Consider the following 12,822-nt stretch of genomic DNA (forward strand, 5'->3'; position numbering starts at 1 on the left):
TATGGTCTAAGCGCCGGTATTTTAAGCGATTAGATTAAACCAAGTATAACTATGGCGGTTTTTGCTTAGTAAAAAGGGTGCCGTAGCACCCTTATAGATTACCGCTACCACAATAAACTTATTTAACCGGACGCATCGCTGGGAACAGGATAACGTCACGGATGGTGTGGCTGTTGGTAAACAACATCACCATACGGTCGATGCCGATGCCCAAACCAGCAGTTGGCGGCAAACCATGTTCCAGCGCGGTGACGTAGTCTTCATCGTAGAACATCGCTTCATCATCGCCAGCTTCTTTAGCACTAACCTGATCAGCAAAACGCTGAGCCTGATCTTCAGCATCATTCAACTCTGAGAAACCGTTACCAATCTCACGGCCACCGATAAAGAACTCAAAGCGGTCAGTGATAAACGGATTATCATCATTACGACGTGCCAGCGGAGAAACCTCTGCTGGATATTCAGTAATGAAAGTAGGCTGAATCAGGTGGCTTTCTGCGGTCTCTTCGAAGATCTCGCATTGAACGCGGCCCAGGCCCCAGCTCTTCTCAACTTTAATGCCTAATGACTCGGCGATAGCCAAAGCTTTGTCCATATCGTCCAAATCTGCCACATTGGTTTCAGCGCGATATTTGCAAATGGCTTCTTTCATAGTCAGTTTGGCAAAAGGCTTACCGAAATCGAATGTCTGCTCACCATACTGCACCACACTGCTACCCAATACGGTTTCAGTCAGAGTGCGGAACAGCTCTTCAGTCAGCACGATCAGATCTTTGTAATCCGCATACGCCATATAGAGTTCCATCATGGTGAACTCTGGGTTATGACGCGGGGAAACTCCCTCATTACGGAAGTTACGGTTGATTTCGAATACACGTTCAAAACCACCAACAACCAGGCGTTTCAGATACAGTTCTGGCGCGATGCGCAAGTACATATCGATATCCAGCGCATTGTGATGAGTCACAAACGGACGCGCTGAAGCACCACCAGGGATCACTTGCATCATAGGGGTTTCGACTTCCATGAAGCCTTTTTCCACCATGAAACTACGAATACCAGACATCACCTGCGAACGAACTTTGAAAGTATGGCGAGATTCATCGTTAGCGATCAGATCCAAATAACGCTGACGGTAACGGGTTTCCTGATCAGCCAAGCCGTGGAATTTATCCGGCAGCGGACGCAGCGCTTTAGTCAACAGGCGCAGTTCGCTACAGTGGATAGACAACTCACCGGTTTTAGTTTTAAACAGCTTGCCACGAGCACCCAGAATATCGCCCAGATCCCACTTTTTGAATTCTTCGTTATAAACGCCTTCCGGCAGATCATCGCGGGAAACGTACAACTGAATACGGCCACCGACATCTTGTAGTGTGACGAATGATGCTTTACCCATAATACGGCGAGTCATCATACGGCCAGCCACGGTGACTTCGATATTCAGCGCTTCTAACTCTTCATTCTCTTTACTGCCGTACTCAGCATGTAGCTGGTCAGAGAGATGCTCACGACGGAAATCATTAGGGAACGCAATTCCCTTTTCCCGCAGCAAGGCCAGCTTTTCCCGACGAGCTTGTAACTCACTATTGAGTTCTGGTTCTTGCGCTTGCTCAGCGACTTGTGGTTTTTGCTCTGACATCTCAGTTCCTCATAGCCCGGCTTTCAAACTTGCTTCAATGAATTTGTCCAGATCACCATCCAGTACCGCTTGCGTGTTACGTGTTTCCACGCCGGTACGCAAATCTTTGATACGGGAGTCATCCAGTACATAAGAACGGATCTGGCTACCCCAACCGATATCAGACTTATTGTCTTCCAGAACCTGTTTATCAGCATTTTTCTTTTGCATCTCAAACTCATACAGCTTCGCCTTCAACTGTTTCATCGCTTGATCTTTGTTCTTATGCTGAGAACGGTCATTCTGACACTGAGTCACGATATTGGTCGGAAGGTGGGTAATACGTACCGCAGATTCCGTTTTGTTGACGTGCTGACCACCCGCACCGGATGCGCGGTAAACGTCAATACGCAGATCTGCCGGGTTGATTTCGATATCAATATCGTCATCAACTTCTGGATAGACAAAAGCAGAACTGAAAGAGGTATGACGACGGCCACCGGAGTCAAATGGGCTTTTACGAACTAGGCGATGAACGCCAGTTTCAGTACGTAACCAGCCAAAGGCGTAATCGCCGATGATCTTAATGGTGGCAGACTTCAGGCCTGCAACATCACCATCAGATTCTTCGATGATTTCAGTTTTGAAGCCTTTTGATTCAGCCCAGCGCAGGTACATACGCAGCAGCATGCTGGCCCAGTCTTGGGCTTCAGTACCGCCAGAACCCGCTTGTAAATCCAGGTAGCAGTTGGCGCTATCATATTCACCAGAAAACATGCGGCGGAATTCGAGCTGGCCCAGCTTGCCGTCAAGGATCTCTAACTCGGCAATGGCTTCGTTAAAAGTCTCTTCATCGTCAGCTTCAATCGCCAATTCCAGCAAGCCGGAAACGTCTTCCATACCTTGATCCAATTGATCAATGGTCGAGACAATCTCTTCTAGCGCAGAACGTTCTTTACCCAGCGCTTGCGCACGCTCAGGTTCATTCCAGACGTCGGGCTGTTCCAGCTCGGCGTTTACTTCTTCCAGTCGCTCTTTCTTGGCATCATAGTCAAAGATACCCCCTGAGAACGTCTGTCCGATCAGACAGGTCCTGAATTCGGTTTTTTACCGGGTTTATTTCAAACATGGTTTTGAGTCTTACGTTGAGTCGTAGATGACGGAATGTCATTATACCCGTCATACTTCAAGCTGCATGGGTGTTGGCTGTCTTCGTTCACCCGGATCATTGACTGACGTCAACTCATCGGAATTTACTCAGTTGCCGCCTTCCTGCAACTCGAATTATTTAGGGCACAGAATTGGTAATTCTAACGGATCTGTCCGGCGGTTTATAGCTCGTTGACTATATTTCCTGCTTACTTGAAATCACAGTGGCGTTAACGCGACTTATTCACCCGAATCACTGGCCTGAGCCAGCTCATCGGGCTTCATTGGAATGTTGCCTAATAAGGCCACAAATGCTGGACCAACAACTGAACACTACGATTACCACGATATTCATTGATATCGAGTTTGTAAGCCAGCTTAACCTCACGCACACTGCTGTCCGGCCATAAGGTGGTATCGATATTAAACGCAATACCATCGAGTAGCGGACCGCCATTTAGCGGCTCAATCATCAGTTTTAGATGACGCTCCCCCACCAGCCGTTGCTGCAAAATACGGAATTTGCCATCAAATGCCGGTTCTGGGAAAGACTGCCCCCAGGGGCCACCATCACGCAACAACTCCGCCGTTTCCAGCGATAATTCGTTGCCTTTCAGTTCACCATCGGACCAAATAACGCCTTCCAATTGTGAGGCATCCATCCATTCACCGACTAAATCGGCAAAACGCTGACGGAACTCATCGAATTTATCTTGTTCCAATGATAATCCCGCCGCCATTGCATGGCCGCCAAACTTCAGCATCAATCCTGGGTTCAATGTATCCAGTCGCTCAAGAGCATCGCGCATATGTAACCCAGCCACACTGCGCCCCGACCCCTTCAGTAACCCCTCACCCGCTGGGGCAAAAGCAATGACTGGCCGATGAAAACGTTCTTTGATGCGCGAGGCTAAAATCCCTACCACACCCTGATGCCATTCTGGATGGTACATCGCAATGCCGTAGGGCAATGTCGTGCTGGTACGTTCCAGTTGGTCGCACAGTTGCAGCGCCTCAACCTGCATCCCCTGCTCTATCTCTCGGCGCGCCTGATTAAGAGCATCCAAATCGATTGCTAAAGCTCTGGCCTGAGCGATATCGTCAGTGAGAAGAAGTGCAACCCCAATAGACATGTCATCGAGACGACCAGCAGCATTAAGCCGTGGGCCAAGGGAGAAGCCGAGATCATTGGCAGCCAATTGACGGGCATCACGGTTGGCGACTTCCAATAGTGCACGGACCCCTGGACGGCATTTCCCCGCACGAATACGGCTTAATCCCTGATGGACCAGAATCCGATTATTGGCATCCAGTGGCACCACATCCGCAACCGTCCCCAGCGCCACTAAATCCAATAGTTCAGCCAGATTGGGCACGGCTAAAGCTCGTTGCTCAAACCAACCACTCTCTCGCAAACGGGCGCGCAATGCCAACATCAGATAGAAGGTAACACCCACCCCAGCCAGTGATTTGGAGAGAAAATCACAACCAACCAGATTCGGATTAATGATAGCTTCAGCCGCTGGCAAGGTTTCACCCGGCAGATGGTGGTCGGTAACCAGCACCTGAATGCCCAAGGCATGGGCCAAATCCACCCCGGCATGAGAAGAAATACCGTTATCAACCGTGACGATCAATTCCGCACCACGGGCAGCGACCTGTTCAACCACTTCCGGGCTAAGCCCGTAGCCATCGTCAAAGCGATTGGGCACCAGGTAATCAACATTACTGCCACCCATGCTGCGCAAAGCCAGTACTGCCAGTGCAGTGCTGGTGGCACCATCGGCATCAAAATCGCCGACAATCACGATACGCCGTTTGTCAGCCAGTGCTTGCTGTAACAGGGTAACCCCGGCATCAATACCATCGAGTTGCTGCCAGGGCAATAGACCTTTTACGCCTCGTTCCAGTTCTGTCGCAGTTTTAACCCCACGACTGGCATAGAGGCGGCGCAGCAACGGATGCAATTGCGCCGGTAAATGGTTGTCATCCGCCGCCTCACGACGACGAAGTTGAGTTTTGAGTGTCACGGGTGATTAACCCGCCGCTTTTAAGGAAGCCTGATGCTTATTCAGCATTGCCAACATCTCTTTCGGCTCCAGATAACCGGGAACGATAGTGCCGTTTTGCAGCACAATCGCAGGCGTGCCCTGAATACCAAACTGCACGCCGAGCTGGTAATGCTTGCTAATGTCTGTTTTACAGGTAGCCGGTGATATCTCGGTACCTTTCATTGCTTCATCGAACGCTTTATTACGATCAGCCATACACCAGATGGATCGCATATCTTTTTCTGCCTGAGAACTTAAGCCCTGACGTGGGAACGCCAGATAACGCACAGTAATGCCCAGCGCGTTATAGTCTTTCATCTGCTCATGCAACTTATGGCAGTAACCACAGGTGATATCGGTAAACACCGTAACAACATGTTTTTCCTGCGGTGCTTTATACACAATCATTTCACTGCTTAATGCTTCAAGTTTTTTCACCAACATCTGATTGGTCACATTGACTGGCTGGCTACCGCTCACATCATACAGTGGCCCTTGCAACAGATGCTGACCGTCGGCTGAGATATAAAGCACTCCGTTTTCGGTCATCACCGTGCTCAAACCTGGGATCGGCGAAGGCTGGACATCAGCTTGCTGAATATCTAATTTTTTTAGCGTCTGTTGGATAGCGGCATCATCTGCGTTAACCGGGCCGGCGAATGCGGCGATGAACACCGGCAGTAACAATAAACTTTTTCTCATTTATGAATCCTATCTCTTTCCACACAACATCGTTTTTCTACAAAACAATCATGCACGTGGATGATGCTGTTGATGTAGCTGTTTCAAACGTTCCGTAGCTACATGAGTATAAATCTGGGTTGTCGACAAATCGCTGTGGCCCAGTAACATTTGTACCACACGCAGGTCAGCACCGTGATTCAGTAGGTGCGTGGCAAAAGCGTGCCGTAATACATGGGGTGAAAGCCGTTCACTATCAATACCTGCAAGGATCGCATAGTGTTTGATGCGATGCCAGAAAGTCTGTCGGGTCATTTGCTGGCTACGATTGCTGGGGAACAGCACATCTAGTGACTGGCCATTAATCAACCATGGACGCCCATGCTCCATGTAGTTTTCAATCCAGTACACCGCTTCTTCGCCCAATGGCACCAGCCGCTCTTTATTTCCTTTACCAATAACTCGCACCACACCCTGACGCAGGCTGACATCACTGATGGTCAACCCCACCAGCTCCGATACCCGCAAGCCCGTGGCATAAAGCACTTCCAGCATGGCTTTATCGCGCAATTCTAGCGGAATATCAACATTGGGTGAGTTGAGCAGCCTATCAACCTGTGCCTCACTTAAATCTTTAGGTAAGCGTTGCGGCAATTTAGGTGATGAGAGCAGAGCCGTCGGATCATCTTCACGCAGCTTTTCGCGGTATAAATATTGGAACAGACGACGCATCGCACTGAGTAAGCGTGCCGAACTGGTCGCTTTATAGCCGCCTTCAATGCGCTCAGCAAGAAAGGATTGCAAGTCCTGCGAACCTGCACGCAATAAATCACTGCCGTGATGTTCTAACCATCCGGTTAATGCATGTAAATCCAGACGATATGACGCTAGTGTATTCTCAGCCAGGTTTCTTTCCAGCCATAAGGCATCAAGAAACTGTTCAATCAGCGGGTTATTTTGCTGTTGCATTGTTGTTTCTCTCTTTGATTGAACTCAAGCGCCATTATGCCTGATGACGAGACAAATCTGGTACACTCGATGCTATTCCTTATTAGTAATGCTATGGCTATACATCATGAAGATTGGTCTCTTTTACGGCTCCAGCACCTGCTATACCGAAATGGTGGCAGAAAAAATCCGCGATATTCTTGGCGAAGATTTGGTTGATTTGCACAACCTGAAGGATGCCAGCCCCCAGTTAATGGAAGCCTATTCCATCCTGATTTTAGGTATCCCTACCTGGGATTTCGGCGAATTACAGGAAGACTGGGAAGCCATCTGGCCACAGTTAACGCAGCTTAATCTGAAGGGAAAGATTGTCGCCATGTATGGCATGGGCGATCAATTCGGATATAGCGAATGGTTCCTGGATGCTCTTGGTATGCTGCACGATCATATCGCCCCACTGGGAGTGGAGTTTATCGGTTTTTGGCCGACGGAAGGGTTTGAATTTACTAGCCCAAAACCACTCAGCGCCGATGGTAAACACTTTGTTGGTTTAGCATTGGATGAGGTCAATCAATACGATTTGAGCGAAGAGCGCATCGAGCAATGGTGTGATCAAATTCTCTTAGAGATGGACGCGCTGCTGTAGTCAGCCAAACGGGCACCTGATGTGCCCGCTTCTGTATCCCTTGCGTTATATCAATCCCATAAGCGAAACGCGTCGGTACTGCTGCCCTCTACTGCTACCGGTTTATTCACCGTCTTATCGGTATTGGCTTCGGTCGATTTCTGCCCGGTCAATAGCTGTGGGTTAGCCACTTGATACCAGTCTAAATGCCGGGTTAACACCATCACTGCGGCCAGAATAATAAATAGCAACCCTGCGCCGAGTAACAATGCATTGTCTTCCGATTGCAGCAAGCCAAACAAAACCCCGTACAACAGCAATATACCACCAGCAAACAATCCGCCTCGCCGCCACCCGCCCAGCACCGCACTCAGGTAGATAGCGATCAACAAGCTGCAACTCAAACTGGCGATAGTATAAGCCAGCGTGAAGCCAAGATGTTCAGAGAACGCCAGCAACATTAGGTAGAACAGCACCAGGGCGGCCCCCACCAGCAGATATTGAATTGGATGCACACGCAGTGAGGTTAGACTTTCAAACAGGAAGAAGCTGAAGAAAGTGAGGCCAATAAACAAAATGGCATACTTAATGGCTCGTTCGGTTAACTGGTAGTGATCGACCGGTTCAATCAAGCTGGTGCTAAAAGCGGGTAACTCATTGAAGTCGACATGTGGGTCATCACCCGCAAAGTTGATATTTATGTTGTTGGCCAGCCAGTTAGTGCTCCAATGGGCACGAAAGCCTTTTTCGTCCACCTTGCGCTGCAACGGTAAAAACTCGCCGACAAAATTAGGATGCGGCCAATTGCTTTGTAAGGTTAGCTCACTGCTACGCCCGATAGGGACTACCGACAGACTATTGGTGCCAGTCAGCGTCAGTGTAAAGCTAATATCAAATTTTTTCTGTTGAATTTGCGCTAATGAAAGCTCTGCATGAACACCTTGCGCAGTCCGCCCCAGGAAAGCACCGGGTTCGAAGTTAATTTTTTGGCTGCCCACCGTGAGTGGCGAAATTTGCTGTATACCCCGCGAATCGCTCAGCGCCACCACCAGTGACGGTCTGCCGATAGTGACGCCGTCATGTATCAAGTCGTCCAATGCCGTAGCGTCAAATTGCGCGTTGAAATTAAGCGCCCCCTGATAAACTTGCGCTTTATAAATACCCAATCGCCGCACATCAACATCCGGCGCACCGCTAACGGTCATGACCTCCGGCAGTATGTAGCGACTGCGATTAACCCACTCTCTCTTTTTTTTGCCATCAACTTCGCTTTCTACCCATTCGCTATAAGGCACCACAATTAGCGGACCAAGGATCTTCTGCGATCGGCTGGTGCTGTCACTGACTTTATCGATAACACTTTGCCGATAACCACTGCGTTCAGAGATAACGTTCAGTAGCATCTCTTTCGGGATCATCATCAATAGAATTAAGCCCAGCAATGTGGCTATTTTCCAAAACAGTACGGACTTGAACATGACTTGCGCTCCTTTTAAGGTCAGGAGAGCAGCTTAAGTCAGTGAAGTGAAAGCAGAATGAGGCTATGTGAAGTGAAGGTGAAGGTGAAGTCAGCCAATCATGTGGCATCCAGCGGCAACGTTAAATAGGCACTCACCCCTTGTGGCAAGCGGTTCTCCAGCGAAATCCGCCCGCGATGAATAGCGGCCACCTCGCGCACAAAATTCAGCCCCAAGCCAGTACTTTTCGGGCTATCGGCCCTTGGTAATGAATAAAAACGGTCGAAAATTCTCTCTTGAGCGTAATCGGGAATACCGCTGCCATTATCTTCAACCGTTATCAGATACTCCCCCTCATGCCGATCGCCACTGAGTATCACGGCCCCGCCCAAAGGCGTGAAATCCAGTGCATTATCAATCAGATTGGTCAGCGCCTGACTGAGTAATAACCCATCCCCGGTTAATATTGCGCTATCGGCGCTTTTTAGTTGCAGGCAAATACCGCGGCTGACAGCTTGTGCCTCTTTCGCACTGAAGGTTTGCTTGAGTATGTGACTGATATCCAATGGAGAAAATTGTAAATCAACCCGGCTCTCGAGCCGTGCCTGCACCAACATTTTATCTACTAGTTGCCGGATGCGTGCACTTTGCTGCTCAATATTAACAATAAACCGCTGGGCGGTGGCTGGCGGGGGCGACTCACGTAGCAGTTCAGCTGCACCGGTAATGGCGGCTAATGGGCTTTTCAGCTCATGAGTCATGGTGTGAACATATTGTTCGATGTAGGCTTTGCCATCCAATTTAAGACGCATACTTTCCAGTGCGCGGGCCAAATCATTCAACTCGCTACTGCCGATCGCTGGCAGCGCCACAACCTGCCCCTCGGCCACCCGCTCAGCGTAATCTACCAATTTGCCGATAGCGCGGTTTATCCACCATACGAAGCCCAAGCCAATCAGCAGAGCAATACCGAGCAAGACACCACCAGCCAACAAGATCTTACGCTCACTGCGTTTGATAACGGGCGCCATGGAAATATTGGGTTTACCCACACTGAGCACCCCAATGATTTTGTTTTCAGCAATGACCGGTGCCGCCACATACATTACCGAACTTTGTTCATCTGCGGGATTGGTACGGGTGCTGCGTGCGCCATATTCACCGCGTAGCGTCAGCCAAACATCATTCCAGCGCGAATAATCTTGCCCTACCGCTTTACCCGATGAATCAAAAATCACCCGTCCGTCGGTATCCGTCAGATAAACGCGATATTCGTTACGATCCTTGCGAATACCTTCAATATTGGCACCTATTGGCCGCAAATTTAGCGAAGCAAACGCTTGTGCCAATTGACCACTGGCAACGTTATCCAGCAGCATATCTTGCCGGGCAAACTGTGCCAGTAGTGTGGCGGTATCCACTAATGTGCCTTCGGTGGCGCGCCGGACGCCAGGTTTCACCTCTTGTACGAAAATACGAATAACAAAATAACCGGCAATGGCCACTATCAGAAAGTAACCTAGCAGTAAGCGCACGCCGATTTTCATCGCTGACTCTTCATCATCGGTAACTCAGACTATAGCCCAACCCACGATGAGTGCGGATTGGTGACTCCTCATCGTAAGCCATACGCAATTTTGAGCGCAGGGTTTTAATGTGGGTATCGACAGTACGGTCCTGACTCTCTTCTGCCTGCGCCCAAACAATATCCATCAGTTGCTGACGTGAAAATATGCGCTCGGGGGCCAGTAATAAGGTTTTCAGTAACAGATATTCATAGTGGGTGAGCCAGAGAGGCTGCTGATGATAGGTCACCCGCGCGCCGGCCTCATCCAGGGTGAAATCACCGAATTGATGCACCATAGCAGAGGCGGCCAGAATTTGTGATTTTTGTAAGCGCCGCAATACCGTGCGCACGCGGGCACTCACTTCACGGGGTGAGAAGGGCTTAGCAATATAATCATCGGCACCAATCTCCAGCCCGACAATGCGATCCAGTTCTTCACTACGGGCGGTAAGAAATACCACCGGCAGCGCGGGTTCGCGCGCCAATAGACGGCGGCACAGGTCAAAACCATTGATATCAGGTAAGCCAACATCCACTATCGCTAAAGCGGGCCGGCCATCCGCCAGTGCTGCCAGCGCCGGTTCCCCCCGGTCAAACCACCGGAGGGTAAAACCTTCGCTTTCTAAGGTATAAATCAGCGTATCAGCGATACTTGGTTCATCCTCTACCAGCCAGATTAAGGGTTTCATTGATTCATCCCCTCATCTGAGCCAAATGAATGCCGCAATAGCTGACATAATTGCCGCCACTCATCTTCTGACATACTGTCGGCGGCCAGCCACAACCGCTTACGGGCTGAACGGCTGCTCGACTGCTGTAGATTTAATAACACGCCATAACGGGTAATCCATGGCTGTTTGGCCACGATCCATTCGAGCCTTTTCCATAGTACCAAATTGCCGGGTTTCAACCGGATCTCGCCTTGACAGGACGTAATATTTTTCTGGCTGCGGATACACTCAAACACTACCAGCGTCAGCAATACCAACCACAATGCGGTATACCCTTGAGGCCAAGGCGCAACCAAGGTAAGTATCACTAAAACACCATGAGACAATAAAGAGAAGAGTTGAGTGTGCCAGGATACCCGCAAATCACATCGCCACTGGGCCACGGGCTTTATTTCGTGTTTGAATCAGTTTGACCATCTGACGCAGCTCGCTATCCTGCGGCTCCCCGTGATTCATCAGCCAGTTGAATAAGTCTGGGTCATCGCACTCAAGTAAGCGAATAAATGCCTGCTTCTCGTTATTACTCAAGCCATCATACTCATGTTCAAAAAACGGCATGATAGAGATATCAAGTTCACGCATACCACGACGGCACGCCCAGTGAATACGGGCCTTATTATCGATTTCCATGTCCTGATTGACTCCTCAGTGAAGGATATTATCCGAACCCGGCCGCCAATAAGCGCCTGATTCGGTGCGTTGCTAGAGTAACAATTTGATACATCCAACGGGAAGATTATCACCGTTGAATTGTCATTTTAAGATGCTAAATGCTCAGCAAATGCTGTTTTTTTCAAACACCTTTAACATGCTGTTGCAGAATCTGCGGTCATTGTACCTCAGATGTCGGTTAATTTAGATATTGGATAATAATGACCAATCCGTGGAATAACTGCTTGCAAAGCTACTCCGCTATTTTACCATTGGGACATAAGCTCACGGCACCGCCTTGGCAGGTGCTATTCATTGGCAGATACTTTTCATTTGCAGGTAAGCATGGCACATAACACTCCGTTCTCTGCACAACCACCGGTCGCCTCTTCCGGGCTGCCATTAACACTCATCTCGCTCGATGACTGGGCGCTCATTACCTTAACTGGCGCTGACCGAGTGAAATATCTGCAAGGGCAAGTTACTGCGGATATCGATGCTCTGTCCACCGACCAGCATATCCTGTGCGCCCATTGTGATGCTAAAGGGAAAATGTGGAGCAACCTGCGGCTATTTTATCGTGGCGAGGGGTTGGCATTTATTGAGCGCCGCAGCCTGCTGGATAACCAGTTAAGCGAACTCAAGAAATATGCCGTGTTCTCTAAAGTGGCTATTGCTGCACAGCCTGACGCCGTTCTGTTAGGCATTGCAGGGGCAGAGGCGAAAACTGCGCTGGCTGAGGTTTTTGCCGAATTACCGAGTGCCGAGCATCCGGTGACCCAGCAAGGTAATAACACACTGTTGCATTTCTCACTCCCCGCCGAGCGTTTTTTGCTGGTAACTGATGCCGCGCAAGCCCAGCAACTAGTAGAAACACTGGCCGACCGCGCGCAGTTTAACAACAGTAAACAGTGGCTGGCGCTGGATATTGAAGCAGGCTTGCCAATTATTGATACTGACAGCAGCGCGCAGTTTATTCCTCAAGCCACCAATATTCAGGCGTTGAATGGCATTAGCTTCAGTAAAGGTTGTTACACCGGGCAGGAGATGGTGGCCAGAGCCAAATACCGCGGAGCCAACAAACGCGCGCTGTACTGGTTAGCGGGTGCTGCCAGCCGTGTACCGGCAGCCGGTGAAGATTTAGAGTGGCAATTAGGTGAGAACTGGCGTCGTACCGGTTCCGTGTTAGCCGCAATTCAACTCAGTGATGGCACTGTGTGGGTGCAGGCGGTGTTGAACAACGATCTGGCGGCAGACAGTGTGCTACGAGTGCGCGATGATGTTGGCAGTGTGCTGACTATTCAGCCGTTGCCCTACTCACTGAGTGATGAGAAGTAGTCT

At 49.7% G+C, this 12,822-nt stretch carries 12 protein-coding genes; 2 read left to right on the forward strand and 10 right to left on the reverse strand.

Annotated features, from left to right (window positions below; genetic code table 11):
* Positions 1-118: 118 nt before the first annotated feature.
* The 5 genes from lysS to xerD form a co-directional block, all read right to left on the reverse strand.
* The gene (gene lysS / locus ACWJJO_RS18035; protein WP_481091323.1) at positions 119-1,642 is read right to left on the reverse strand and encodes a lysine--tRNA ligase; all 1,524 of its coding nucleotides are present in this window, start codon (positions 1,640-1,642) and stop codon (positions 119-121) included.
* 9 nt (positions 1,643-1,651) lie between these two features.
* Positions 1,652-2,750 (reverse strand): peptide chain release factor 2 gene (gene prfB / locus ACWJJO_RS18040; protein ID WP_102970535.1). Its coding sequence is split into 2 segments (ribosomal slippage): positions 1,652-2,674 and positions 2,676-2,750, totalling 1,098 coding nucleotides; the frame shifts between segments, so codons are not numbered across the junction.
* Between the two features lie 316 nt (positions 2,751-3,066).
* Complete coding sequence (recJ, locus tag ACWJJO_RS18045; RefSeq protein ID WP_372569585.1) at positions 3,067-4,800, reverse strand: single-stranded-DNA-specific exonuclease RecJ; 1,734 nt, start codon at positions 4,798-4,800, stop codon at positions 3,067-3,069.
* A 6-nt stretch (positions 4,801-4,806) separates the two neighbouring features.
* Positions 4,807-5,523, reverse strand: coding sequence for a bifunctional protein-disulfide isomerase/oxidoreductase DsbC (dsbC, locus tag ACWJJO_RS18050; RefSeq protein ID WP_083162767.1), 717 nt, complete (start codon positions 5,521-5,523; stop codon positions 4,807-4,809).
* Positions 5,524-5,571: 48 nt separating this feature from the next.
* On the reverse strand, positions 5,572-6,471 hold the full coding sequence (gene xerD, locus ACWJJO_RS18055; protein ID WP_005185989.1) for a site-specific tyrosine recombinase XerD: 900 nt from the start codon (positions 6,469-6,471) through the stop codon (positions 5,572-5,574).
* 106 nt (positions 6,472-6,577) lie between these two features.
* Here xerD and fldB point away from each other — a divergent pair, with 106 nt between their 5' ends.
* The gene (gene fldB, locus ACWJJO_RS18060; RefSeq protein WP_083162765.1) at positions 6,578-7,096 is read left to right on the forward strand and encodes a flavodoxin FldB; all 519 of its coding nucleotides are present in this window, start codon (positions 6,578-6,580) and stop codon (positions 7,094-7,096) included.
* Positions 7,097-7,146: 50 nt separating this feature from the next.
* Here fldB and creD read toward each other — a convergent pair whose 3' ends face one another.
* The 5 genes from creD to sdhE form a co-directional block, all read right to left on the reverse strand.
* Positions 7,147-8,553, reverse strand: a complete 1,407-nt coding sequence (gene creD / locus ACWJJO_RS18065; protein WP_481091324.1) for a cell envelope integrity protein CreD — start codon at positions 8,551-8,553, stop codon at positions 7,147-7,149.
* Positions 8,554-8,651: 98 nt separating this feature from the next.
* The gene (gene creC, locus ACWJJO_RS18070; protein ID WP_083162761.1) at positions 8,652-10,079 is read right to left on the reverse strand and encodes a two-component system sensor histidine kinase CreC; all 1,428 of its coding nucleotides are present in this window, start codon (positions 10,077-10,079) and stop codon (positions 8,652-8,654) included.
* Positions 10,080-10,092: 13 nt separating this feature from the next.
* The gene (gene creB / locus ACWJJO_RS18075) at positions 10,093-10,788 is read right to left on the reverse strand and encodes a two-component system response regulator CreB (protein ID WP_481091325.1); all 696 of its coding nucleotides are present in this window, start codon (positions 10,786-10,788) and stop codon (positions 10,093-10,095) included.
* Positions 10,785-11,213 carry a protein YgfX gene (locus ACWJJO_RS18080; protein WP_083162757.1) on the reverse strand — a complete coding sequence of 143 codons (429 nt, stop codon included), beginning with the start codon at positions 11,211-11,213 and terminating at the stop codon, positions 10,785-10,787. The genes creB and ACWJJO_RS18080 overlap by 4 nt, the downstream gene beginning before the upstream one ends.
* Positions 11,194-11,460: an FAD assembly factor SdhE gene (gene sdhE / locus ACWJJO_RS18085; RefSeq protein ID WP_083162755.1), complete on the reverse strand. Its 267-nt coding sequence runs from the start codon at positions 11,458-11,460 to the stop codon at positions 11,194-11,196. The genes ACWJJO_RS18080 and sdhE overlap by 20 nt, the downstream gene beginning before the upstream one ends.
* 366 nt (positions 11,461-11,826) lie before the next feature.
* Between sdhE and ygfZ the strand changes: the two genes are divergently transcribed.
* Positions 11,827-12,819 (forward strand): tRNA-modifying protein YgfZ, encoded by a 993-nt coding sequence (gene ygfZ / locus ACWJJO_RS18090; protein WP_083164102.1) that lies wholly within the window; start codon positions 11,827-11,829, stop codon positions 12,817-12,819.
* The last annotated feature ends 3 nt before the right edge of the window (positions 12,820-12,822 follow it).

Source organism: Yersinia antarctica (assembly GCF_056636475.1).